At 71.1% G+C, this 22,933-nt stretch carries 23 protein-coding genes; 12 read left to right on the forward strand and 11 right to left on the reverse strand.

Going from position 1 to position 22,933, the window contains the following annotated elements; genetic code table 11:
* Position 1: 1 nt before the first annotated feature.
* A complete protein-coding gene (locus tag ACWEPL_RS36390; RefSeq protein ID WP_397365467.1) occupies positions 2–343 on the reverse strand; it encodes an RNHCP domain-containing protein in 342 nt (113 codons plus the stop codon).
* Between the two features lie 345 nt (positions 344–688).
* On the opposite strand from ACWEPL_RS36390, the gene ACWEPL_RS36395 reads away from it, so the two are divergent.
* Positions 689–2,827, forward strand: a complete 2,139-nt coding sequence (locus ACWEPL_RS36395; RefSeq protein WP_452438875.1) for an acyl-CoA dehydrogenase — start codon at positions 689–691, stop codon at positions 2,825–2,827.
* Here ACWEPL_RS36395 and ACWEPL_RS36400 read toward each other — a convergent pair whose 3' ends face one another.
* Together ACWEPL_RS36400 and ACWEPL_RS36405 are read right to left on the reverse strand one after the other, a co-directional pair.
* On the reverse strand, positions 2,828–3,556 hold the full coding sequence (locus ACWEPL_RS36400) for a class F sortase (protein WP_452438876.1): 729 nt from the start codon (positions 3,554–3,556) through the stop codon (positions 2,828–2,830).
* 1 nt (position 3,557) lies between these two features.
* On the reverse strand, positions 3,558–3,998 hold the full coding sequence (locus ACWEPL_RS36405) for a hypothetical protein (protein ID WP_363965819.1): 441 nt from the start codon (positions 3,996–3,998) through the stop codon (positions 3,558–3,560).
* Positions 3,999–4,164: 166 nt separating this feature from the next.
* Between ACWEPL_RS36405 and ACWEPL_RS36410 the strand changes: the two genes are divergently transcribed.
* Together ACWEPL_RS36410 and ACWEPL_RS36415 are read left to right on the forward strand one after the other, a co-directional pair.
* The gene (locus ACWEPL_RS36410; protein WP_363965821.1) at positions 4,165–4,359 is read left to right on the forward strand and encodes a hypothetical protein; all 195 of its coding nucleotides are present in this window, start codon (positions 4,165–4,167) and stop codon (positions 4,357–4,359) included.
* Between the two features lie 6 nt (positions 4,360–4,365).
* On the forward strand, positions 4,366–5,175 hold the full coding sequence (locus ACWEPL_RS36415; protein ID WP_363965823.1) for an MBL fold metallo-hydrolase: 810 nt from the start codon (positions 4,366–4,368) through the stop codon (positions 5,173–5,175).
* On the opposite strand, the gene ligD is transcribed toward ACWEPL_RS36415, so the two are convergent.
* Both ligD and ACWEPL_RS36425 read right to left on the reverse strand, forming a co-directional pair.
* A complete protein-coding gene (ligD, locus tag ACWEPL_RS36420; RefSeq protein WP_452438877.1) occupies positions 5,172–6,173 on the reverse strand; it encodes a non-homologous end-joining DNA ligase in 1,002 nt (333 codons plus the stop codon). The two genes, ACWEPL_RS36415 and ligD, sit on opposite strands and share 4 nt — an antisense overlap.
* A 110-nt stretch (positions 6,174–6,283) precedes the next feature.
* On the reverse strand, positions 6,284–6,424 hold the full coding sequence (locus ACWEPL_RS36425; protein ID WP_350722739.1) for a hypothetical protein: 141 nt from the start codon (positions 6,422–6,424) through the stop codon (positions 6,284–6,286).
* A gap of 106 nt (positions 6,425–6,530) precedes the next feature.
* On the opposite strand from ACWEPL_RS36425, the gene msrB reads away from it, so the two are divergent.
* Positions 6,531–6,932 (forward strand): peptide-methionine (R)-S-oxide reductase MsrB, encoded by a 402-nt coding sequence (msrB, locus tag ACWEPL_RS36430; protein ID WP_350722740.1) that lies wholly within the window; start codon positions 6,531–6,533, stop codon positions 6,930–6,932.
* A 154-nt stretch (positions 6,933–7,086) separates the two neighbouring features.
* Here the strand turns inward: msrB and ACWEPL_RS36435 are convergent, their stop codons facing one another.
* Positions 7,087–7,830 (reverse strand): hypothetical protein, encoded by a 744-nt coding sequence (locus ACWEPL_RS36435; RefSeq protein ID WP_452438878.1) that lies wholly within the window; start codon positions 7,828–7,830, stop codon positions 7,087–7,089.
* 291 nt (positions 7,831–8,121) lie between these two features.
* On the opposite strand from ACWEPL_RS36435, the gene ACWEPL_RS36440 reads away from it, so the two are divergent.
* Together ACWEPL_RS36440 and ACWEPL_RS36445 are read left to right on the forward strand one after the other, a co-directional pair.
* Complete coding sequence (locus ACWEPL_RS36440; protein WP_363965830.1) at positions 8,122–8,877, forward strand: SDR family NAD(P)-dependent oxidoreductase; 756 nt, start codon at positions 8,122–8,124, stop codon at positions 8,875–8,877.
* Entirely contained in the window at positions 8,877–9,755 is an 879-nt protein-coding gene (locus ACWEPL_RS36445) for an ABC transporter substrate-binding protein (RefSeq protein WP_452438879.1), read from the forward strand. The genes ACWEPL_RS36440 and ACWEPL_RS36445 overlap by 1 nt, the downstream gene beginning before the upstream one ends.
* Here ACWEPL_RS36445 and hemQ read toward each other — a convergent pair.
* A complete protein-coding gene (gene hemQ, locus ACWEPL_RS36450) occupies positions 9,752–10,453 on the reverse strand; it encodes a hydrogen peroxide-dependent heme synthase (RefSeq protein ID WP_363965834.1) in 702 nt (233 codons plus the stop codon). The two genes, ACWEPL_RS36445 and hemQ, sit on opposite strands and share 4 nt — an antisense overlap.
* A gap of 5 nt (positions 10,454–10,458) precedes the next feature.
* Positions 10,459–11,862: a protoporphyrinogen oxidase gene (gene hemG / locus ACWEPL_RS36455; RefSeq protein ID WP_363965836.1), complete on the reverse strand. Its 1,404-nt coding sequence runs from the start codon at positions 11,860–11,862 to the stop codon at positions 10,459–10,461.
* Positions 11,863–12,008: 146 nt separating this feature from the next.
* Between hemG and ACWEPL_RS36460 the strand changes: the two genes are divergently transcribed.
* Positions 12,009–12,965 carry a DUF4349 domain-containing protein gene (locus tag ACWEPL_RS36460; protein ID WP_363965838.1) on the forward strand — a complete coding sequence of 319 codons (957 nt, stop codon included), beginning with the start codon at positions 12,009–12,011 and terminating at the stop codon, positions 12,963–12,965.
* 83 nt (positions 12,966–13,048) lie between these two features.
* Here the strand turns inward: ACWEPL_RS36460 and katG are convergent, their stop codons facing one another.
* From katG to hemE, 3 genes are all read right to left on the reverse strand, one after another.
* Positions 13,049–15,277 carry a catalase/peroxidase HPI gene (katG, locus tag ACWEPL_RS36465; protein ID WP_363965839.1) on the reverse strand — a complete coding sequence of 743 codons (2,229 nt, stop codon included), beginning with the start codon at positions 15,275–15,277 and terminating at the stop codon, positions 13,049–13,051.
* A 29-nt stretch (positions 15,278–15,306) separates the two neighbouring features.
* A complete protein-coding gene (locus ACWEPL_RS36470; RefSeq protein WP_363965841.1) occupies positions 15,307–15,729 on the reverse strand; it encodes a Fur family transcriptional regulator in 423 nt (140 codons plus the stop codon).
* Positions 15,730–15,852: 123 nt separating this feature from the next.
* Positions 15,853–16,857, reverse strand: a complete 1,005-nt coding sequence (hemE, locus tag ACWEPL_RS36475) for a uroporphyrinogen decarboxylase (RefSeq protein WP_363966604.1) — start codon at positions 16,855–16,857, stop codon at positions 15,853–15,855.
* Positions 16,858–17,479: 622 nt separating this feature from the next.
* On the opposite strand from hemE, the gene ACWEPL_RS36480 reads away from it, so the two are divergent.
* The 5 genes from ACWEPL_RS36480 (at position 17,480) to ACWEPL_RS36500 (ending at position 22,924) form a co-directional block, all read left to right on the forward strand.
* A complete protein-coding gene (locus tag ACWEPL_RS36480) occupies positions 17,480–18,076 on the forward strand; it encodes a DUF3000 domain-containing protein (protein WP_350722757.1) in 597 nt (198 codons plus the stop codon).
* 45 nt (positions 18,077–18,121) lie between these two features.
* On the forward strand, positions 18,122–19,348 hold the full coding sequence (locus ACWEPL_RS36485) for a ribonuclease D (RefSeq protein ID WP_363965844.1): 1,227 nt from the start codon (positions 18,122–18,124) through the stop codon (positions 19,346–19,348).
* A gap of 395 nt (positions 19,349–19,743) precedes the next feature.
* Complete coding sequence (locus tag ACWEPL_RS36490; RefSeq protein WP_192786504.1) at positions 19,744–20,889, forward strand: Gfo/Idh/MocA family protein; 1,146 nt, start codon at positions 19,744–19,746, stop codon at positions 20,887–20,889.
* Positions 20,886–22,055, forward strand: a complete 1,170-nt coding sequence (locus ACWEPL_RS36495; RefSeq protein WP_452438880.1) for a dihydrodipicolinate synthase family protein — start codon at positions 20,886–20,888, stop codon at positions 22,053–22,055. Before ACWEPL_RS36490 ends, ACWEPL_RS36495 begins: the two co-directional genes overlap by 4 nt.
* The gene (locus tag ACWEPL_RS36500; RefSeq protein ID WP_452438881.1) at positions 22,052–22,924 is read left to right on the forward strand and encodes a sugar phosphate isomerase/epimerase family protein; all 873 of its coding nucleotides are present in this window, start codon (positions 22,052–22,054) and stop codon (positions 22,922–22,924) included. Before ACWEPL_RS36495 ends, ACWEPL_RS36500 begins: the two co-directional genes overlap by 4 nt.
* Positions 22,925–22,933 lie beyond the last annotated feature (9 nt).

The raw sequence follows: 22,933 nt of genomic DNA on the forward strand, positions 1-22,933 counted from the left end.
GTCACAGACCGCCGAACGCCTCGAGCGGGAACGGCGGCTGCGCCAGCGGCCGTACGGCCATGCGCATGAGGATGAGCTGGTTGTCGTCCCCGCAGATGGGGTTGGACGTCAGCTCACCGCACCGGGTGCAGCGATGGATGAGCATCCAGTCGCCGGTGCGCAGGACCGCGATCGAGATCGGGATCATCCGCGCCCCGCACTCCGAGGGGCCGCCTTCCGCACGGTCGAGCACGTGCTGCGAGTGCAGGCAACTCGGACAGTGGTTGCGGCGGGTCCCGTCCGGCGCGGTCACGGCCACGGTCAGGCCGCAGCGCACGCACGGGAAGGTGTCGGTGTTCACGATGGAACGAGGTTTGCCGTTGGTGGACAACCTGGGTACTCCTTGCCGGAATGACTTTGTCGAAAGGCAGCAAGAGAGCGCCGAGCGAGCCTCGCAGTGTATGCGGGCATGCTGGTACGGCAGGCGGTCCGGCCGGTCAGAGGTGGTGTTTCAGAGGCAGGATCCGCCCACGGCACGACGAGGCGCGCAAGGCGCGGTGCCAGGCATTAATCCACCCCTCCCCAGATCATGAGTTCCATCGTCAGGACATCAGGGAGATTAGCGGGGCGAGTCCGGCGGCCGCCAATGGTTTTCCTGGCTGTCTGGTTTTCCTGGCCATCGACCGAATGATCTTCTAGGTTCGGACGTATGGGCATCGGGACCACCGAGGAACACCAGGCGCTGGCCGACTCCGTACGGGGGCTCGCCACGCGCACGACCGAGCACGCGGCTCTGGCGGGGCAGGGGATTCTGGGGCTGCATCTGCCCGAGGAGTGCGGCGGGCAGGGGTATGGGCTGCTGGAGTTGTGCGTCGCGCTGGAGGCGCTGGGTGAGCGGCGGGTCCCGGGCGCGTACCTGCCGACCGTCCTGACCTCGGCCGCGCTCACCTGGCCCGGACCGGCCCACCCGACCGCGCTCCCTCAGCCGGGAACGGGCCGCCCGGCCGGAGGCGCTGCGGTCGCCGGGCCGGGGGCGGGCCGGTCGTCCGCAGTCGGAGCGTCGCTGATCGCGGGGCTCGCCGACGGGTCCATGACCGCAGCCGTCGCGGTCCCCGCCGAGGATGGCGCTCCGGGACGCGTCCTGGCGCTGGGCTCTCCGGAGGCCGACCTCTTCCTCGTGCCGGTGAACGCCCGGGGATGGGCGGTGCTCGACCGTGCCGACGTCGTCGCCGAACCCGCCGACGGCGTCGACCCCGACCGGCCGCTCTGCTCCGTCATAGCGCGCACCGTGCCCGCCGACCGGGTCCTCGGCGAGGTGCCGGTACGGGAGCTCGCCGCCGTACTGCTGGGGGCGGACGCGTGCGGCGTGGCGGCGTGGGCCGTGCGCACGGCGGCCGAGTACGCCAAGGTACGCGAGCAGTTCGGGCGGCCGATCGGGCAGTTCCAAGGGGTCAAGCATCGGGTGGCTGCCGCGCTCGTGACCCTCGAACAGGCACGCGCCGCCGTATGGGACGCCGCCAGAGCCCTGGACGCCACACCCGGGGGCGGGCTCGGGGGCGAGGTCAGGCTGGCGGTGGGGGTGGCCGGGGTGCTGGGGACCGAGGCGGCCGTGCGGTGCGCGGCGGACGCGATCCAGGTGCTCGGCGGCATCGGCTACACCTTCGAGCACGACGCCCACCGCTACTACCGCCGGGCCCTGTCCGACCGCATGCTGGCCGGCGACCCGGGACCGTGGGCCGAGGAGGTGGCCGGGCTGGCGGTGGCCGGGGTGCGGCGAGCGATGGAGCCGGACCTGCCCGAGGAGGCGGCCGCCGTCAGGGACGCCATCAGGGCGGAGGCCGAGTCACTGCGGGCCGAGGAGCCACTGGCGCGACTGGGCAGGTTCGCGAGGGAGGGGTGGATCATGCCGTACCTGCCCAGGCCCTGGGGCAGGGACGCCTCGCCGCTGGAGCAGGTGATCATCCACCAGGAGTTCCGCGACCTCAAGCGGCCGAACCTGGGCATCGCGGCCTGGGCCGTCCCCTCCATCGTCCGGTACGGCACGCGGGAGCAGCAGGAGCGGTTGCTGCCGAGGACGTTCACCGGGGAGATCGTGTGGTGCCAGCTGTTCAGCGAGCCCGGCGCCGGGTCGGACCTGGCCGGGCTGGCGACGAAGGCCACGAGGGTGGAGGGCGGCTGGTCGCTGACGGGTCAGAAGATCTGGACGTCCCTCGCGCAGTTCGCCCATTGGGGTATCTGCCTCGCCCGGACTTCTCCCGAAAAAGCGAAACACAACGGGATCACGTACTTCCTGGTGGACATGGCGTCCCAGGGGGTCACCGTCAGGCCGCTCAAGGAGATCAACGGGGACGAGGTGTTCAACGAGGTCTTCCTCGACGACGTCTTCGTACCGGACGACCTGGTCGTCGGCGCGGTGGACGAGGGCTGGCGGGTGGCCCGCGACACGCTCTCCCACGAACGCGTCGCGCTCGGCGACTCCTGGGGCCCCGGCTCGCAGCACACCGACATGGCCGAGCTGATCGCGACGCTGCCCCCGCTCCGGCAGTCGCAACGCGAGCAGGCCGGTCGGCTGTGGGCCGAGGGCCAGGCCATCTCGGCACTCGGCCTGCGCGTGACGCTCTCCAAGCTGTCCGGCGTGGACGCCGCGACCGCGTCCAGCGTGCGGAAGTTGCTCGGTATGCGGCACGCTCAGGCGATCTCGGAGTTCTGCTGGTCGCTGGCCCCGGCGAGCCGCCGCTGGAACCGCATGATCCTCGCGACGCGGGCGTTCACGATCGGCGGCGGCACCACGGAGGTGCAGCTCAACATCATCGCCGAACGCGCCCTCGGCCTGCCGCGCGACCCGTGATCAGCTCTTGGGGTAGTACGGCGCCGCCAGGTGCGCGTACACGATCGTGTTGTCCCGGTAGCTGTGCGCCTGCCGGTCGAACGTCCCGCCGCAGGTCACCAGCCGCAGCCCGGGATAGGCGAGCCTGCCGTACACCTTCTTGACGGGAAAGCTGCGCTTCGGCGTGTGCTCGACCTTGTCGACGACGAACACGGCCACCGATCGGTCGGCACGCAGCACCTGCACCTGGTCGCCGCGCTTGACGTTCTTGAGGTTGGCGAAGACGGCGGGGCCGGACCTGGTGTCCAGGTGGCCGGTGATCACGGCGGCGCCGCGCTGGCCGGGCACGGGGCCGTAGCGGTACCAGCCGGCCAGGTCCGGAGGGTCGAACGGCGGGTTCTCGATGGCGCCCGCCGCGTCCAGACCCAGCTCCATGAGCGAGGCGGCCACGCCGATGGACGGGATGTAGACGGCGGTCGGCTTGGCGGCCCGCATGGGCGCGGCCACCTTGCCGAGCGGCAGGCCGGTGACCGGGGCAGCACCCTCGACGGGGCCGCGCCGCGTGGCGGCGATGGGCTCCGGCTCGGGCTCCCCACCCACGATGCCGCTCACCCCGAGCCCGACCAGCAACGCCCCGGCCAACGACACCGCACCGGCCACGACCAGCATCCCCCGCTGCCCGGACCTCCGGCCACCGCCCAGGTCCCGGCGCGCGGATGGGTCCCGGCTCGGGGTTTCCGCTGTGGCCAAGCTAGGCGACACCTCTGCGGCGTCGTACCGCGGCTCCGGCCAGCCCCGCGCCCGTCAGCAGCGCCACCCCGCCCAGCGCGAACGGCCACATCGGGTCGTCCGGGGCGAGCCCGCCGCCACCGGTCTCCGGGTGCCCCCTCGGCACTCGGTGCTCGTTCTCGGCCGCGGGCCGCCACGGCTGGGCGGACTCCTCCGGCCCCGGCCAGGATTCGCCGGGACCGGGCTCGGCGGAGGGCGGCGGGCTCGGCTCCTCAGGCTCGGGTTCGGGCTGCTCGTCGCAGAGCAGCGGCAGCGGAAGCAGGCAGGTGGGCAGATCGACCGGTAGGTCGACCGGCAGGTCAGGACCGGTGCGGGCGGAGGCATGGGACGGGCCCGCCGCCAGGGTCACTCCTCCGACCACGAAGACGGCCACCAGCGCCGCGAGATGTCGCGCTTTTGCCATGAGAGAAGGCTCCAGAATCGGTTGTCGCCCCCGATACACAAGAGAGCCTTGCGAATTATTAGATAACGAGTCAAGTAATGTGATCGAAGTGAAACCAGCCAGACACGGAGGGTTTAAGCACGTCCCCATGTGGCAGGACATAACCGCATAAAGGGGGACAAATGCCATGAGCAATCCACAGCAGCCCGAGATTCGCAGATCAGGCAAATCGCCCACCGAGTTCAAGTCCACCCACCTCGTCTCCGACAAGCAGCGCGGCGCCAGGCGCGCCGACAACCCGCACTCCACGGACAAGGGCAACAAAGGGGGCGGCAAGGGCGGAGGCGTGCCTCCCGACCAGCGCTCACCGTACCCGGGGTGAGCCGAGGTGAAAGGCAGCCTGCAGTTCATCGGCAACGCGACCACGCTGATCCGCTACAACGGCCTCACGCTGCTGACCGATCCCAACTTCCTGCACCGGGGCCAGCGGGCGTACCTGGGCTATGGCCTGTCCTCATGCCGCCTCACCGACCCGGCCCTGGAGATCGAGGACCTGCCGCCGCTCGACGGGGTGGTGCTGTCGCACCTGCACGGTGACCACTGGGACCGGGTCGCCCGCAGGAAACTGGACAAGGGCACGGTGATCGTCACGACGACCGCGGCGGCCCGCAGACTCCGGCTCCAGGGCTTCCGCCGCAGCGTGGGGCTGGAGGAATGGCACACGCACGAGCTACGCGGCCCGCACGGCACGGTCAGGATCACCGCGCTGCCCGCCAAGCACGCGCCGGGCCCGGCCGAGGCGCTGCTGCCGCCCGTGATCGGCACGATGCTGGAGTTCCGCAACCTGGACGAACGGCTGGAGCTGACCGTGCACGTCAGCGGCGACACGCTGCTCGACCGCCGCCTGGACGCGATCCCGCGCCGCTTCCCCGACATCGACCTGGCCATCGTGCACCTGGGCGGCACCCGGCTGCTCGGCCTCCTGCTCGTCACGATGGACGGCGAGCAGGGCGCGTCGTGGTGCGACCTGATCAACCCGCACGCGGTCGTACCGGTGCATTACGACGACTACGCCGCCTTCAGCTCACCGTTGGAGGACTTCCGCCACCACATCGAGCAGAACGGCCTGGCCGACCGGGTGGTCTACATGCGGCGAGGCGAGATCCGCGAACTCGCCCCGCACCACCTCGTCCGCTAGTCGGCGTTCCGGGCCCGGCTCGGCTGCACGCGCATGGGCTCGCCCGGCATCTTCGGGTAGTTGGGCGGGTACGGCATGTCGCCCCGGTCGTCCTTGGCGTAGAGCTCCAGCAGCGGCTCGATCGAGTACGCCACGTCGTCGATGGCCGCGTGCACGTCGCCCACCTCGGCGAACCGGGCCGGCACCGTACGGATGTCGAAGTCACGCGGGTCGGCGTCGACCAGCTCGTCCCAGGTCAGCGGGGCCGAGACGGGGGCGTGCGGCTGGGCCCTGACGGAGTAGGCGCTGGCGATCGTACGGTCCCGGGCGTTCTGGTTGAAGTCGATGAACACCCGCTCCCCGCGCTCCTCCTTCCACCACGCCGTGGTCACCAGCCCCGGGTCCCGGTCCTCGACGGCCCTGGCCAGGGCGATGCCGGCGTGACGTACCTGGATGAAGTCCCAGTGCGGCTCGATGCGTACGGCGATGTGCACGCCGCGGTTGCCCGACGTCTTCACGAACCCGGTCATCCCCAGCTCCCCCAGCACCTCCCTGGTGAGCAGCGCGGCCTTGCGGGCGGCGTCGAAGTCCAGGCCCGGCTGCGGGTCCAGGTCGACGCGCAGCTCGTCGGGATGCTCGACGTCGGAGGCCCGCACCTGCCAGGGGTGGAAGTCGATGGTGCCGAGGTTCGCGCCCCAGGCGATGGTCGCCACCTCGGTGACCCGCAGCGACTGCGCCGTACGGCCGCTCGGGAACCGCACCGTCACCGACTGGAGCCAGTCGGGGTGCTTGGGCGGCATCCGCTTCTGATAGATCGCCTCGGTCTGTACGCCGTCGGGGTGGCGCTTGAGGTTGGTGGGCCGGTCCTTGAGCGCGCGCAGGGCGCCCTCGCCGACGCTCACGTAGTACTCGACCAGCTCCCGCTTGGTGGCGCCGATCTCCGGGAAGTAGACCTTGTCGGGGTTGGTGACCTTGACGGTCCGCTCCCCCACCTGCAGCTCGATGTACGGCGATGCCATGCACCGAACATACTCTCCACTCGTGGAGGAGCGCTCGCGTGCCATGGCCGAGGTGGGCCCGTCCCGGAGCCGCCTCGGTGGCGGGACCGAGGGCTCGACGGGACGGGCCGCTAGATCACCCGCCGCCGTTCCGGGCGCTGGCGCGCCACCCGGCCGGCCGTGGCGATCCCCAGCGGCTCCAGCACGGGCGTGGGCTGTGCCGCCTGGCGGGATCTGCGGATGATCTCACCCCTGACAGGAGGCGATGACACCCCCTTGCCTACAAAGACGCGAATTCACCCCAGAACAGATGCTTCAGCCTGCGAAGATCTCTTTTTGCCTGATCTCTCATCGCCTCCGATCTCGTACGCTGGACGCATGGAGAAGGTGGTCAAGAGCGAGGCCGAGTGGCGGGTCCAGCTCTCGCCTGAGGAGTTCCACGTCCTCAGGGAGGCCGGGACCGAGCGCCCGTTCACGGGCGAATACGTGGACACCAAGGCGGAGGGCGTCTACTCGTGCCGCGCGTGCGGGGCGGAGCTGTTCCGGTCGGACACGAAGTTCGAGTCGCACTGCGGGTGGCCGAGCTTCTTCGCGCCGGGCGACTCCGACGCGGTCCGGCTGATCGAGGATCACAGCCATGGAATGGTGCGTACGGAGGTGCGATGCGCGCGGTGCGACTCGCATCTGGGGCACGTGTTCCACGGAGAGGGATATCCCACTCCGACCGACGATCGTTACTGCATCAACTCGATCTCCCTTAGGCTTGAACCCAAGGGGTGATCGGCCAGCGACAGCGCGTACTGATCACCTGCCTCGGGTAGGAGTTTTGTGTGCGCTTTGTCCATCTGCGCCATCGCTGGGTGACGATTGAGGCCATCGGGCGGGTCGTGACGCAACGGTGTGAGGTGTGCGCCAAGACCCGCGTCCGGGTCCGTTAGTCAGGGGCGGGGTGGGTGACGCGACAGCTGGTGTCGGACGGGCCGAGGATGTTGGCGAGCACGGGATTGCCGTTCTCGCCGAACTCGGCCTGTACGAACACGACCGGATTGGCCACGCCCCTCGCGCGCAGGTACGCCAGACCGCGCTCGCACAGCGTGATCGCCTGGGACGAGTTCCCCGCCGTTTCCGGTAGATCCGTGTAAATGCGCAAATATCCTCCGACCGTGCGGATGTCCTTGAGGCGTTTCAGCGCCTTGTCGTCCGGGCCCCAGTGCGTACGGAAATACTCGGCCGCCTGCTGATCGGTGTGCCGCGACGGGCCGTTCGCCTTGTACCCCTCCGCCTCGCCGGGGTCGGGACCGCCCGCCAGCAGGTCCTCCGCGTCGGTGGTGCCCGGCACCAGCCCCTGCTCGACCGTGCCGGGAGAAGCCGCACCCGGGCTCGGAGCGGCCTGGGACGGCGGCTCCGACTTCGGCAGCTCACGCGTCCTGACCTCCGCGCTCACCTCCGCGCTGGTGGTGCCGCCGCCCTTTCCTGGCAGTGCCGCGGAGCCGTTCTCCGGCTCCACCCGAGCCTGCGGCGCCGCTCGCGCCTGCTGGGACGAGGCGGCGGTCAGCGCCCCGCCGAAGGTCCCGTTCGCGCCGAGCACCGCGGCCACGCCGCCGGCCAGCGCCATGGCCCCGACCGCCCCGACCGCCCACCGCCGGCCCAGACCGCGCCGCCGCGAGCGCGTCGCCACATGACGGCCTGCCCCGCGCCGCCGGCTCCCCCGTTTTCCCGATCCACCCACCACCCCGCCCTCCCCGCCACCGTGGGACGCCGCCATCAAGCGCCCGGAGCGCCTTGGAACGTGCCACCGCAAGCCGCCCGTACGAACAGAGGATTTCCCTGATTGTGACAAAGCGGATAGATCAAGTCGCCTGGATCGCCAACTTCGGCCTCGCTCTTTCTGCCGTTATCCGGACAACCCCGGGGGCAGCAAGGAAGAGCAGGGACAGTCCAGGCCGCTGGATGGGCAGGGGGTGGGCCCGTGGCTGAGGCAACCGGCAGGGTGGCGTTGGTGACGGGGGCCGGCAGCGGAATCGGCGCGGCCACCGCACGCCTTCTGGCCGAGCGAGGGATGCGCGTGGTGGTCAACTACCTCCGCAGCGCCAGGGCGGCCGAGGAGGTCGTGGCCGGCATCGAGGCCGCAGGCGGCCGGGCCATGGCCGCGCAGGCCGACGTACGCGAGGCGACGGCGGTCGGGCGCATGATCCGGCAGGTCGAGGCGGCATGGGGCGGCATCGACGTGCTCGTGCACAACGCGCTCACCCCATATGTGATCAAGCATTTCCAGGACATGACATGGGAGGAGCTGGGCGGGAAGCTCGACGACGAGATGCGTGCGGCGTTCACGATCACCAAGGCCGTCCTGCCCGCCATGACCGAACGGAGCTGGGGACGCATCATCTATCTCGGCACCGGCCTCAGCCGCCGGCCCCGGGAGGGCATGGTCGCGCTGGGCACGGCCAAGGCGGCACTGGCGCAGTTCGCCCGCTACCTCGCCCAGGAACTGGGCCCGCGTGGCATCACGGTCAACGTCGTCGAGCCCGGCCCGGTCGCGGACACCCGGATGGCGAACGTGCTCGACGAGGAGCTCGTACGGCGGCAGGTGGCCGCCACCCCGCTGGGCCGCCTGGCGCACCCGGGCGACGTCGCCCAAGTGGTCGCCTTCTACGCGAGCGAGGACAACGCCTTCATGACCGGCACCACGGCCGCGGTCAACGGCGGGATGGCCATGTACTGATGTACACGATCGATCTCGCCTACGTCGGGCGCGGCCTGCACGAGGAACTGGTCGCCTACATCGCCGACCAGCAGGACTACTACGCCGACGAGGGCGTCCACGTCGCGCTGCGCGACGGCTGCTCCTGGGACGAGGAGCGGCTGCGCCACGTCGCCACCATCGGGCTCGGCCGGGCGCTGCTGTCCCGGCTGGCCGACGGCGTGCCCTGGGTCGCGCTCAACGTCAACACCCACCGCCCGCTGTTCTGGTTCCTCGCCTGCGCCGGTCTGACCTCCCTGGCCGAGCTGGCCGGTCGGCGGGTCGCGGTGCACGCCCCGCAGACCGCACCGGGGTGCTTCGCCCGGATCGTGCTGCGCCGGGCCGGCCTCGACCCGGACCTCGACATCCGCGCCGTCGTCCGCCAGCCCGGCGACTACGGCATGGACCTGCGCCGGCTGCACGAGGGCAGGATCGACGCCGCCCTGGTCGGCAGCACCATGGCGCCGGAGGCGGTGGCCGCCGAGAACGGCTGGCGGGTGCCGGCCTGGGTCGGCGACCATTTCCAGATCCCCACCGTCGGGGTGGCCGTCGATCCCACCCACATCCCTCCGGACGACCCCGCGGTCCAGGCCGTCGTACGAGCCCACCGGCGCGCCCTGCGGGTGATCCACGACGAACCCGGCACCGCGGTGCGGCACCTCCGGACGTTCCTCGGCCGGCACACCGCGGACGAGGCCCGAGCCCACTACGAGACGTTCATCGCCCCGTATTTCACCACCGAGGGCCAAGCCGACCTCGCCATCGGCGCCACCGCGATCACCGCGGTCGCCGCCGAACTCGGCGTCCCCGCCACCGTCACCGCGGCGGAGTTCTACCGCACCGCGACCACCGCGCCTTAGGGCAGGGCCGCGATCAGCTCCCGCACCGGCTTGCGGGCGCCCGTGTAGAACGGGATCTCCACGCGCGTGTGGCGGCGGGCCTGGGCGCCCCGCAGCGTACGCATCAGGTCGACGATCCTGTGCAGCTCGTCGGCCTCGAACGCCAGCATCCACTCGTAGTCGTTGAGCGAGAAGCACGCCACCGTGTTGGCCCGCACGTCGGGGTAGTCGCGCGCCATCCTGCCGTGCTCGGCCAGCATGGCCCGGCGCTCGGAGTCCTCGAGCAGATACCACTCGTACGACCGCACGAACGGATAGACGCTCACGTAGGCGCGCGGCTCCTCCTCCGCGAGGAAGGCCGGGATGTGCGACTTGTTGAACTCGGCCGGCCGGTGCAGCGCCATGGCCGACCAGACGGGCCTGCTGTGGCGGCCCAGCTCGGTGCGCCGGAACCTGGAGTAGACGTCCTGCAGGTCCTCGGCGGTGGGCGCGTGCCACCAGAACATGAAGTCGGCGTCGGCCCGCAGCCCGGCCACGTCGTAGACCCCCCTGGTCACGACGCCCTTGCCGGCGGCCTGGTCCAGCAGCTCCTCGACCTCACCCGCCAGGCCCTCGCGGTCGGTGGGACACGGCTCGGTCACCTGGAAGACCGACCACATCGTGTAACGGATCACCTGGTTGAGATCGCGGGCCTTGGGCCGCGGGGCTGCCTCTGTCATAGCCTCTATTGTCCTCTCGGGGACAGGTGGTCCAGAATCCGGGCCGCGGCCGTACGCGCCGTGCCGATGCAGGCCGGGATGCCGATCCCGTCGTACGCGGCGCCGCAGACGGCCAGCCCGGGCTGCACGGCCACCGCCGCGTGCACCCTGGCCACCCGGTCGAGGTGACCCACGTTGTACTGCGGCAGCGCGCCGCCCCAGCGCGTGACCCGGGTGTCCAGCGGCAGCCCGCTGGTGCCCATCACGTCGGCCATCTCGGCGGAGGCCAGCGACACCAGCTCGGTGTCGTCCCGCTGGAGCAGGTGCTCCTCGCCGACCCTGCCGATCGAGCAGCGCAGGATCACCATGTCCTTGGCCAGGTGCGGCCACTTGACCGAGCTGAACGTGACCGCCTTGACCGCCCGTCCCTCCACGGGCGGCACCAGGTAGCCGCTGGAGGCGGGCGGCTCGGGGAAGGCGTCGATCGGGTACGCGAGCGTGACGATGGCCATGCTGGCGTACTCGATCCTGGCCAGCTCGCTCGCCGCCTTGGGCACCTCGGCCTTGAGCAGCCGGGAGGCCGCGGGCCCCGGCGTGGCCACGATCACCGCGTCCGCCTCGATGACCTCGGGCCTCGGGACCGGGCCGGTGACGAGCTGCCAGCCGTCGCCGGTCCTGCGCAGCTCGCGTACGGTGACGCCGGTCCTGATGTCCGCGCCCGACGCCTTGGCGACCGCCTCCGCCAGGCTGCCGACGCCGTTCTTGAGGGTCGTGAAGACCGGCCCCGCGTCCTTCGGCGCCTCCTCGACGAGCTGCCTGGCCCCGGTCAGCAGCGAGCGCTCGGAGCGTGCCACCGCCGCCACCCGCGGCATCGTGGCCTCCAGCGACAACATGTCGGACCGGCCCGCGTAGACGCCGCCGAGCAGCGGCTCGACCAGCCGCTCCACGACCTCGGCGCCCATCCTGGCCCGGATGTACGCGGCCACGGACACGTCGGTGCGGACGAGCGTCGCCGGCAGGATCTGGTCGAGCGGCACGCGCAGCAGGCCACCGGGCGAGACGATGCCGGACTTGGCCAGCTCGGTCAGGTCGGCGGGCACGCCCATGACCTGGCCCTTCGGCATCGGCCGCAGCGTGCCCCTGCTGTAGATGGCCGAGCCGGCGGTGCCGGGGAAGACCAGGTCGTCGCCGAGCCCCACCGCTCCGGCCAGCTCCTTGCCCTCGGGCCGCCTGGCCAGCATGGCCTCCGCGCCCGCGTCCACGCTCACCCCGGCGACCTCCGAGGCGTACAGCTTGCCGCCGATGCGCGAGGCGCCCTCCAGCACGGTCACCTTGACCCGCTTGCCCCCGCTCTGGCGGAGATACCACGCGGCGGCGAGACCGGAGATCCCCCCGCCGATGACGACCACGTGGGCCCGATTCCCTTCCACGCCTCCTGACGCTACCGCCTCAGCGCCCTGCCTCCCCCCTTGGGTGCGAGGGAGCGCCGTCTCCACGGAGTGGAGACCATAAGCAGGGTGACCGTAACGTGATTCATCCGCTCAAACCGGGGTTATCTCGCGTCCGTCTTATGGGCATGAGGAGAATCCGGTACGGAATCGCACTCGCGACCGCCTGCTCAGCCCTGCTCCTGGCCGGCTGCGGCGGCGGCAGCCGCTCGAACGTCCTCACCAGCGACGCGGGCGGCGGGGCGGCCGCACCCGCCGTGGCCTCCGCGGCGCCGGATCAGGCACAGGAGCAGGACGTCGGCAAGCAGCCGAGACCCCAGCGCAAGGACGACGGCGGGCTGGTCTCGAACGTCAAGCTCACCCAGCAGGACCGCCAGGTCATCTACACCGGCAGCATGACCGTGCGGGCCAAGCAGGTCACCGCCGCCGTGCAGCAGGCCAAGCAGATCGTGACGTCGGCGGGCGGCTACCTGTCCAAGGAGGAGACCAGCTCGGCCAGTGACAGCGAGGACACGGCCATGCTGGAGTTCAAGGTCCCGCCGGACAAGTACGCCGAGGTGCTCGGCCGGCTCGGCAAGGACCTGGGCAAGCAGCTGTCCATGAACCAGGGCACCCAGGACGTCACCATGCAGATGGCCGACGTCAACAGCCGGCTCAAGTCGGCGCAGCAGTCGCTGGACTCGCTGCGTACGCTGCTGAAGAAGGCCGACACGATCGGGCAGGTCCTGCAGGTGGAGCGGGAGATCTCCACGCGCGAGGCGGACCTGGAGTCGCTGCAGGCGCAGCAGAAGGAGCTGACCACGCAGGTGGCCATGGCCACGCTGACGCTCCGGCTGGTCGGGCCGGTCACCGAGGTCCAGGATCCCGAGGAGGAGCCCGCGGGCTTCCTGGGCGGGCTGAAGGCGGGCTGGAAGGCGCTGGTGTCGTTCACGAAGATCGCGCTGACGGTGCTCGGCGCGCTGCTGCCGTGGCTGATCGCGTCGCTGCCCCTGATCGCGCTGGTGATCTACCTGGCGCGGCGCAATCGCGTCAGGCGTCCCACCGTCCCCACGCCCCCGCCGGGCCCCGGCCCCGAGGCGGCCTGACCGCCCAGAGACCGGGTACTGAGGCCTGAGGCTGGATACGCCGTCCGGGCCGGCCCGGCGTGGGCCGACCCGGACGTCGATCATCAGACCAGGTCGAACCGGTCGAGGTTCATGACCTTGTCCCACGCCGCGACGAAGTCCGTCACGAACTTCTCCTTCGCGTCGTCGCTCGCGTAGACCTCCGCGACCGCGCGCAGCTCGGAGTTGGACCCGAAGACGAGGTCGGCCCGGCTGCCGGTCCACTTGACCGCACCGGTGACGTCGTCCTTGGCCTCGAACGTGTTCGCGTCCTCGGACGTCGCCGTCCACGTCGTGCCCAGGTCGAGCAGGTTGACGAAGAAGTCGTTGGTCAGCGCCCCGGGGGTCGCGGTGAGGACGCCGAGCTGCGACTGCTGGTAGTTCGCGCCCAGGACGCGCAGGCCGCCGACGAGGACCGTCAGCTCGGGAGCGCTCAGGGTCAGCAGGTTGGCCCGGTCGATGAGCAGGTACTCGGCCGGCAGCCGGTTGCCCTTCCCGAGGTAGTTGCGGAACCCGTCGGCGGCCGGCTCGAGCGCGGCGAACGACTCGACGTCGGTCTGCTCCTGCGTGGCGTCCACGCGGCCCGGCGTGAAGGGCACCTGGACGTCGAAGCCGGCGTCCTTGGCGGCCTTCTCCACGGCCGCGGCACCGGCCAGCACGATCACGTCGGCCAGCGAGACCTGCTTGCCGCCGGTCTGGGCGCCGTTGAACGCCTTCTGGATCCCCTCAAGGGTGCCCAGCACCGCCGCCAGCTGGTCGGGGTCGTTGACCTCCCACCCGCTCTGCGGCTGCAGGCGGATGCGCGCGCCGTTGGCGCCGCCGCGCTTGTCGCTGCCGCGGAAGGACGCGGCCGACGCCCAAGCGGTGGAGACGAGCTGCGACACCGACAGGCCCGAGGCCAGGACCTGGTCCTTGAGGGCGGCGATGTCGGCGGCGTCGACGAGCTCGTGCGTCACCGCGGGCAGCGGGTCCTGCCACAGCAGCGTCTCGGACGGGACCTCCGGGCCGAGGTAGCGCACGATCGGGCCCATGTCGCGGTGGGTCAGCTTGTACCACGCGCGGGCGAAGGCGTCCGCGAACTCGGCGGGGTTCTCCAGGAAGCGCCGCGAGATCGGCTCGTAGACCGGGTCGAACCGGAGCGAGAGGTCCGTGGTCAGCATCGTCGGAGCGTGGCTCTTCGACGAGTCGTGGGCGTCGGGGACGGTGTCCGCGCCCGCGCCGTCCTTCGGCCGCCACTGGTTGGCGCCGGCAGGGCTCTGGAACAGCTCCCACTCGTAGCCGAACAGGATCTCGAAGAAGCTGTTGTCCCAGGTGATCGGGGTGTTCGTCCAGATGCCCTCGAGACCGCTGGTGATCGTGTCGCCACCCTTGCCGGTGCCGAAGCTGTTCTTCCAGCCGAAGCCCTGCGCCTCGATCGGGGCGGCCTCGGGGTCGGCGCCGACGCTGTCGGCCGGGCCGGCGCCGTGGGTCTTGCCGAAGGTGTGACCGCCGGCGATCAGGGCGACCGTCTCCTCGTCGTTCATCGCCATCCGGCGGAACGTCTCACGGATGTCGCGGGCCGCGGCCAGCGGGTCGGGGTTGCCGTTCGGGCCCTCCGGGTTGACGTAGATGAGGCCCATCTGGACCGCGCCCAGCGGGTTCTCCAGCTCGCGGTCGCCGGTGTAGCGCTCGTCGCCGAGCCAGGTGGTCTCCGGGCCCCAGTAGACGTCCTCGTCAGGCTCCCAGACGTCCGCGCGGCCGCCGGCGAAGCCGAAGGTCTCGAAGCCCATCGTCTCCAGGGCGACGTTGCCGGCGAGGATCATGAGGTCGGCCCACGAGAGCTTCTGGCCGTACTTCTTCTTGACCGGCCAGAGCAGGCGGCGGGCCTTGTCGAGGTTGCCGTTGTCGGGCCAGCTGTTGAGCGGGGCGAAGCGCTGCTGCCCGGCCCCGGCGCCGCCGCGGCCGTCGCTGATCCGGTACGTGCCCGCGCTGTGCCAGGCCATCCGGATGATGAACGGGCCGTAGTGACCGAAGTCGGCCGGCCACCAGTCCTGCGAGGTCGTCAGCACCTCCGCGATGTCCCGCTTGACGGCCGGGAGGTCCAGGCTCTTGAACGCCTCGGCGTAGTCGAACTCCTGACCGAGGGGGTTGGTCTCGGCGGGGTTCTTGGCGAGGATCCTCAGGTTGAGCCGCTCCGGCCACCACTGGCGGTTTCCGCCGCCCTGAGTCGGATGCGGGGCGCGCTGGTGCGCGACCGGGCAGCCTGCGCCTTCCGCCTTCGCATCAGTGACGATTGCATCATGGTTCTCAGACATGGGAATCCTTCCGGACTAGATCACGGTGCTCAGGCACTGCGGGCGGTGGAACATTCGGGGCACAGGCCCCAGTAGATGACCTCGGCCTCGTCGATCGTGAAGCCGTGGGCGTCGGACGCGGTCAGGCAGGGCACCTCGCCCACCGCGCAGTCGACGTCGGCGACGACACCGCACGAGCGGCACACGACGTGGTGGTGGTTGTCGCCGATGCGCCCCTCGAACCGGGCCGGGCTGCCGGCCGGTTCGATGCGACGTACGAGTCCCGCTGCGGTGAGCGCGTGCAGGGCCTCGTACACGGCTTGAAGGGAGACATGGCCGACACGGTCGCGCACCCCGGAGGCGATCGCCTCGACATCGAGGTGATCGCCCTCCCGGACGGTCTCGAGCAGCGCGACGCGGGCGGCCGTCACTCTCAGGCCTACACCGCGCAGCTCCTCGGCGGTGGTCTTCATAAACACGAACTATACAAGATAACGAACGATCCAAGTCTAGTGACGCGCCGGGAAACATTCCGTGACATGCGAAAAGGCCTGCCCCGCGCGCTGCGGGACAGGCCTCGAATCTGCGGCCGGGTGTCAGCCGGTGACGCTCGCCTCGTGGACCAGGTCGGTGAGGCGAGTGAGCTGGTCGGGGTCGGTCGAGGGCAGCACGCCGTGCCCCAGGTTGAACACGTGCCCCTCGGCCGCCCGGCCCTGGCGCAGCACCTCGCGTGCCTTGCGCTCGACGACCTCCCAGGGTGCCAGGAGCACGGCCGGGTCGAGGTTGCCCTGGAGGGCCCTGCCGGGGCCGACCCGGCGGGCCGCCTCGTCGAGCGGCACCCGCCAGTCCACGCCCACCACGTCGGCCCCGGCCTCGCCGAGCACGCCGAGCAGCTCGCCCGTGCCGACGCCGAAGTGGATGCGCGGCACGTCCGTCACTCCCTCGAAGATCCGCCGCGTGTACGGCAGGACGAACTCCCGGTAGTCGGCCGGCGCCACCGCCCCCACCCAGGAGTCGAAGAGCTGCACCGCCGAGGCCCCCGCCGCGATCTGGATGCGCAGGTGCTCCAGCACGATCGTGGACAGCCGCTCCATGAGCGCGTGCCACAGCTTCGGCTCGCCGTACATCATGGCCTTGGTGTGGTCGTGGTTCTTGGACGGGCCGCCCTCGATCAGGTAGGAGCCGAGCGTGAACGGCGCCCCGGCGAAGCCGATCAGCGGCGTGCCGCCCAGCTCGCCGGTCAGCGCGCGGATGGCCTCGGTGACGTACGGCACGTCGTCCGGCTCCAGCGGGCGCAGCGCGTCGACGCCCTTGGCGTCGCGGATCGGGTCGGCCACGACGGGGCCGACGCCCGGCTTGATGTCGAGGTCGACGCCGATGGCCTTGAGCGGGACGACGATGTCGCTGAAGAAGACGGCCGCGTCCACGCCGTAGCGGCGCACGGGCTGCATGGTGATCTCGACGATCAGATCGGGCCTCGCGCAGGCGGTGAGCATCGGCACGCCCCCGCGGACCTTATGGTATTCCGGCAGCGCCCGCCCGGCCTGGCGCATGTACCAGACCGGGGTGTGCGGGACGGGCTGGCGGCGGCAGGCACGCAGGAACGCTGAGTCGGCGAGGTTCACTCCACAAGGGTGCCATGACCGGGCGGCGGTCCCGACACTGGTGCGAGGTGTCGGAAAAACATCGATCGAACACCCCAAGTCATGATCAGATAGCCAGATGAAGGTTTACCGGTCTGCTCGGCATCGGCATCGCACGAGGGTCGAACACACCCCATGCCCGGCCAGAGTGCCGGTCTCGACTGGGCCAAATGTTCACCAACCCCCCGCGCGGCATCGATTCAGAGACCACTTTCGGGACACGCCGAGCGCGTTGCGGGGAAATGTCAGCGGCTCGTGCCAACGTCGGAGCCACGACCCGAAGAAAGGCCCCGGTTCGATGACTCGTGCGACTACCGCGTTGTGGACTTCCCCAGAGCGCCGCAATGAGCGCTGCCTGTCCTGTGCCGGCGAGCGGCTGTTCGAGCAGCCGCCGTGCCTCGACGGGCACGAGCCCGGCCACTGCCCGGAGTGGGCCTGCGTCGAGTGCGGTCACGCGATCGTCATCGGCACCGCCGAGTCCGTCCGACAGGTTCGCCAGCTGGTTACGGCAGCGGCTTGATCACGAAGGATGAGCACCCCTGTGGTCCCCTTCCGTCCGACTTCGACCTACGCTTCCGCTATGACACTCAGTGACCAGCCTCCTCCGCCCGCGGCGTTCACGCGCGCGGCGGAGAGCATGCGGTTGACCGAGGTCAGGCCGGAGATCGAGCTGGAGGAGCTGCCCGCGCCGCAGCGGCTGGCCCCCTACTCGTCGGCCATCGGCGCGTCGGTCTACCGCGACGACGAAGAGCTCGCCGTGGGCAGGCTGATCCTGCTCTACGACCCTGACGGCCAGCGCGGGTGGGAGGGCCCGTTCCGGCTGGTGGCCTACGTCAGGGCCGACATGGAGCCGGAGATCACCTCCGACCCGCTGCTCGGGCCGGTCGTCTGGAGCTGGCTGACGGAGGCTCTGGAGGCCCACCAAGCCGACTACTCCGCCGCTGGCGGTACCGTGACAAGAGCCGTGTCAGAGGGGTTCGGCAACAAAGCCGAAGACCCGGTCACGACCGAGCTCGAGCTACGGGCGTCCTGGTCACCCGCGCAGGAGGATCTCTCCGGCCACGTCGCCGCCTGGTGCGACCTCATGTGCCTGGCGGCGGGGATCCCGCCGCTCCCGCCCGACGTGGCCGCCCTTCCCCGCCGCCGCGATGATCCGGAGAGTGACCGTACGAAGTGAGGGCACCAGTCAAGACAGCACAAGCGTCATGAGGTCGGTGAACTCGTGACAGAAGAACATACCGTCGTGCCGCTCCTGGAGCCGCGCGAGGGCATTCCAGCGGTCATCGCGGACGCCGACGCGCTGACTGAAATCGTTTCGCGTTTCGCGGCGGGCAAGGGTCCCGTGGCGGTCGACGCCGAACGCGCCTCGGGCTATCGGTACGGCAACCGCGCCTACCTCGTACAGCTGCGCCGGGCCGGGGCCGGGACCGCGTTGATCGACCCGATCGCCTGCCCCGACCTGTCCGCGCTCGACGCGGCCGTGGCCGAGGCGGAGATCGTGCTGCACGCCGCCTCCCAGGACCTGCCGTGCCTGCTCGAGGTGGGGTTCAGGCCGCGGGAGATGTTCGACACGGAGCTGGCGGGGCGGCTGCTCGGCTACGAGCGGGTCGGACTCGGCACGATGGTCGAGACCGTGCTCGGGCTGCGCCTGGAAAAGGGACACTCGGCCGCCGACTGGTCCACCCGGCCGCTGCCGGAAGACTGGCTGCGGTACGCGGCCCTCGACGTGGAAGTGCTGGTCGAGCTCCGCGACGTGCTCCACCAGGAGCTGGCCGACAGCGGGAAGCTGGAGTGGGCGCGCGAGGAGTTCGCCGCCGTGCTCAACACGCCGCCGCCCGTGCCGCGGTCCGATCCCTGGCGGCGTACGTCGGGCATCCACAAGGTCCGGAACGTACGCGCGCTGGCGATCGTGCGGGAGTTGTGGACCATGCGCGACAGGATCGCCCGGGAGTCCGACCTGGCGCCGGGGCGGGTGTTGCCCGACGCGGCCATCGTCACCGCCGCGCTGGAGGGACCCCGCACCAAGAAGGCCTTGACCGAAATATCAGCATTCACCGGGCGTAGCGCACGCCGCTACATGGGCGACTGGCTCGCCGCCGTCACCCGGGCCCGCGGACTGCCGGACAACCAGCTCCCGCAGCCGAGCACCCCGGGCGACGGACCGCCACCGCCCAACCGCTGGGCCGACCGCGACCCGGCCGCCGCCAAACGCCTCGCCGCCGCGCGAGCGGTGGTGGCGGGGCTGGCCGAGCAGCACCACATGCCGACCGAGAACCTGCTCCAGCCGGACGCGGTCCGGCGGCTCACCTGGGAGCCGCCGGAGGAGATCACCGAGGAGACGGTGACGGAGCGGCTGCGCGAGCTCGGGGCCCGCGAGTGGCAGCTCTCCCTGACGGCCCACCCCATCACCAAGGCCCTGGGCCGCCTCGAGACCCGCGGCGACCTCTAGCGCCCCACGCCTCACCGCAACGCGCCCCGACCCACCCGAACCCGGGAGGGTCGGGGCGCGTCGCACACCCGCGGCCTGGCCCGCGCACGGCCCCACCGGCGCGCCGCAAGACGCCAACGACCCACGACGCCGACACCCGCCTCGCGCCCGACCGCCCGACCGCCCGACCGGCCACCGCACCCAAACGCCGGGCTGAGCGCCGCGCCCAAGCGCCCCTTGCGCCGCCGGGCGCCGCGCCCGAACGCACCGTGCCCGAGTGCCCTTGCGGGCCCGGGTGCCGGGCTGGGGGGTGGGTTTTCGGGTGTGTGGGGGTTGGGGCTACTTGACGGGGTTGGTGGGGCGGCCGTACGGTTCGGGAAAGCGCTTTCCCCATGTTTGTCCTGAAGGGATCCTCAATGAGCGTGCGCACCATCGGCGTCGTGATGAACGGCGTCACCGGGCGGATGGGCTACCGTCAGCACCTGGTCCGCTCCGTCCTGGCCATCAACGAGCAGGGCGGGGTCACGCTCTCGGACGGCGGCAGGGTGAAGATCAAGCCAGTACTTGTCGGCAGAAATGCCGATAAATTGGCAGATATCGCGGCGAAGCATGGGATTTCGGATTTCACTACGGAGCTCGACTCCGCCCTCGCCGACGACGACAACCTGATCTACTTCGACGCCCAGGTCACCAGCGCCCGCGTCAAGGCCGTCTTGAAGGCCATCGAGGCGGGCAAGCACATCTACGCCGAGAAGCCCACCGCCGAGTCGACGCAGGAGGCGATGGCGCTGGCCGAGGCCGCCACGGCCAAGGGCGTCAAGAACGGCGTCGTGCAGGACAAGCTCTTCCTGCCCGGCCTGCTCAAGCTGAAGCGGCTGATCGACGGTGGTTTCTTCGGCCGGATCCTGTCGGTGCGCGGGGAGTTCGGCTACTGGGTGTTCGAGGGTGACTGGCAGGAGGCGCAGCGCCCGTCGTGGAACTACCGGGCCGAGGACGGCGGCGGCATCGTGCTCGACATGTTCCCGCACTGGCACTACGTGATGGAGAACCTGTTCGGCCGTGTCCAGTCCGTCTACGCCCGCGCCGTGACCCACGTCCCCGCCCGGGTGGACGAGCAGGGCAACACGTACCAGGCCACCGCGGACGACGCCGCGTACGGGATCTTCGAGCTCGAAGGCGGCATCGTCGCCCAGATCAACTCCTCCTGGACCGTTCGCGTGAACCGCGACGAGCTGGTCGAGTTCCAGGTGGACGGCACGCACGGCAGCGCCGTGGCCGGCCTGCGCAACTGCCGCGTGCAGCACCGCTCCGCCACCCCCAAGCCCGTCTGGAACCCCGACCTGCCCGCCACCGCCCGCTTCCGCGACGGCTGGCAGGAGGTGCCGGACAACGCCGAGTTCGACAACGGGTTCAAGGTGCAGTGGGAGGCGTTCATCAAGCACGTGCTGGAGGACGCGCCCTTCCCGAACGACTTCGCCTCCGGCGCCCGCGGCGTGCAGCTCGCCGAGCTGGGGCTGCGTTCGTCCGCCGAGGGCCGCAGGATCGAGGTGCCGCAGCTGTGACGACGATCGACCTGCCCGGGATCGGCGCCTACACCCTGCGCGAGCCCGTCACATGGGAGGTGCCCGGCGGGCCGCCCGCCGGCCGCGTCGTGTATGCGGCCGCGCACGTGGTGGCCGACCCGCTCGGCGACAACACGCCCAGCTCCCCCGCCGCCGTCGACTGGGACGCGACCCTGCGCTTCCGCCGCCACCTGTGGACGCACGGCCTGCGCGTCGCGGACGCCATGGACACCGCCCAGCGCAACATGGGCCTGGACTGGGCGGCGACCAAGGAGCTCATCCGGCGCAGCGCCGCCGAGGCCCGCTCGTACGGCGACCCGGCGACGCTGGTCGCCTGCGGCGCGGGCACCGACCACGCGCCCCAGGCCGCCGACCTCAACACGATCACGGCCGCGTACGCCGAGCAGATCGAGACCGTCCAGTCGGCAGGCGCCGGAGTGATCGTCATGGCCTCCCGCCAGCTCGCCAGGGTGGCGGCGGGTCCGCAGGACTACCACCAGGTGTACGGCAAGCTGTTCGGCCTGGCGGACCGGCCGGTGATCCTGCACTGGCTGGGCGAGATGTTCGACCCGCAGCTGGCCGGCTACTGGGGTTCGGGCGACGTGGCGGCGGCCACCGAGTCGTTCCTGGAGCTGATCCACGCGCACGCCCCGATGGTGGACGGCGTCAAGGTGTCGCTGCTGGACGAGGAGCACGAGGTAGGGCTGCGCGCCGCGCTCCCCGAGGGCGTCCGGCTCTACACGGGGGACGACTTCAACTACCCGTCGCTGATCAAGTCGGGCTCGCACGCGCTGCTGGGCATCTTCGACGCCATCGCCCCGGCGGCGACGGCGGCGCTGCAGGCCCTGGACGCGGCCGAGGCGGCGCAGGACGCGGACGAGGCCGCCCGGCAGCTCGCCCGCTACGACGAGATCTTCGCCCCGACCGTCCCCCTGTCCAGGAAGATCTTCGAGACGCCGACGTACAACTACAAGACCGGCATCGTCTTCCTGGCCTGGCTGAACGGCCACCAGGACGCGTTCGCCATGGTGAACGGCGCCCAGTCGGCCCGCTCGCTGCGGCACCTGGCGGAGGTGTTCCGCCTCGCCGACCAGGCCGGGCTCCTGTCCGACCAGGAGCTGGCCGTGGGCCGGATGAAGGCGCTGCTGGCGGTGAACGGACTGTGAGCCTTGCGCTGAACCAGTGGACGACCCGGCGGTGGTCCGTGGCCGAGGCCGTGGACGGGTGCGTGCGGCACGGCCTGGAGGCGGTCGGGCTGTGGCGGGAGAAGGTCGCCGAGCAGGGCCTCGCGGAGAGCGTGAAGCTGGTGCGCGAGGCCGGCCTGCGGGTGTCCTCGCTGTGCCGGGGCGGCTTCCTCACGGCGGGCGGGCTGCCCGGCGAGGAGGGCCGGCGGGCCTTCGCGCAGGCGCTGGACGACAACCGGCGGGCCATCGACGAGGCGGCCGAGCTTTCGGCGGCCTGCCTGGTGATGGTGGTCGGCGGCCTGCCCGGGGTGAAGCCGGGCGAGGCCCTGCCCCCGAGCGGGTTCTCGCGGGACGTGGCCGGGGCGCGCGAGCGCGTGGCGGAGGCGCTGGCCGAGCTGGCGCCGTACGCCGGGGAGCGCGGGGTCAAGCTGGCCCTGGAGCCCCTGCACCCGATCTACTGCCCCGACCGCGCCGTCCTGTCCACCCTGGGCCAGGCGCTGGACCTGAGCCTGGCCCACCCGGAGGAGCAGGTCGGCGTGGTGGTCGACACGTTCCACGTGTGGTGGGACCCGAGGGTGTTCGAGGACATCGCGCGGGCCGGCCGCAGGATCGCCTCCTACCAGGTGTGCGACTACCTGCACCCGCTGCCGCAGGACATCCTGCTCGGGCGGGGCATGATGGGCGACGGCGTGATCGACTTCCGGCCGATCACGCGGGCCGTCCTGGACGCCGGTTACGCGGGCGACGTCGAGGTGGAGATCTTCAACGCCGATATCTGGGCCGCCGACCCCGACGAGGTGGTGGCCACGATGAAGGCCCGTTACGAGGACGTGGTGCTCCCCGTACGGTGACGTCCGGCG

It is taken from the genome of Nonomuraea sp. NPDC004186 (assembly GCF_053603495.1).

Bases quoted from the DNA above. Each gene is read 5' to 3' on its own strand.
- ACWEPL_RS36395 (WP_452438875.1), top strand. From the start codon at position 689: ATGGGCATCGGGACCACCGAGGAACACCAGGCGCTGGCCGACTCCGTA.
- ACWEPL_RS36405 (WP_363965819.1), bottom strand. From the start codon at position 3,998: ATGGCAAAAGCGCGACATCTCGCGGCGCTGGTGGCCGTCTTCGTGGTC.
- ACWEPL_RS36410 (WP_363965821.1), top strand. From the start codon at position 4,165: ATGAGCAATCCACAGCAGCCCGAGATTCGCAGATCAGGCAAATCGCCC.
- ligD (WP_452438877.1), bottom strand. From the start codon at position 6,173: ATGGCATCGCCGTACATCGAGCTGCAGGTGGGGGAGCGGACCGTCAAG.
- msrB (WP_350722740.1), top strand. From the start codon at position 6,531: ATGGAGAAGGTGGTCAAGAGCGAGGCCGAGTGGCGGGTCCAGCTCTCG.
- ACWEPL_RS36445 (WP_452438879.1), top strand. From the start codon at position 8,877: ATGTACACGATCGATCTCGCCTACGTCGGGCGCGGCCTGCACGAGGAA.
- hemQ (WP_363965834.1), bottom strand. From the start codon at position 10,453: ATGACAGAGGCAGCCCCGCGGCCCAAGGCCCGCGATCTCAACCAGGTG.
- ACWEPL_RS36460 (WP_363965838.1), top strand. From the start codon at position 12,009: ATGAGGAGAATCCGGTACGGAATCGCACTCGCGACCGCCTGCTCAGCC.
- katG (WP_363965839.1), bottom strand. From the start codon at position 15,277: ATGTCTGAGAACCATGATGCAATCGTCACTGATGCGAAGGCGGAAGGC.
- ACWEPL_RS36470 (WP_363965841.1), bottom strand. From the start codon at position 15,729: ATGAAGACCACCGCCGAGGAGCTGCGCGGTGTAGGCCTGAGAGTGACG.
- ACWEPL_RS36480 (WP_350722757.1), top strand. From the start codon at position 17,480: ATGACACTCAGTGACCAGCCTCCTCCGCCCGCGGCGTTCACGCGCGCG.
- ACWEPL_RS36490 (WP_192786504.1), top strand. From the start codon at position 19,744: ATGAGCGTGCGCACCATCGGCGTCGTGATGAACGGCGTCACCGGGCGG.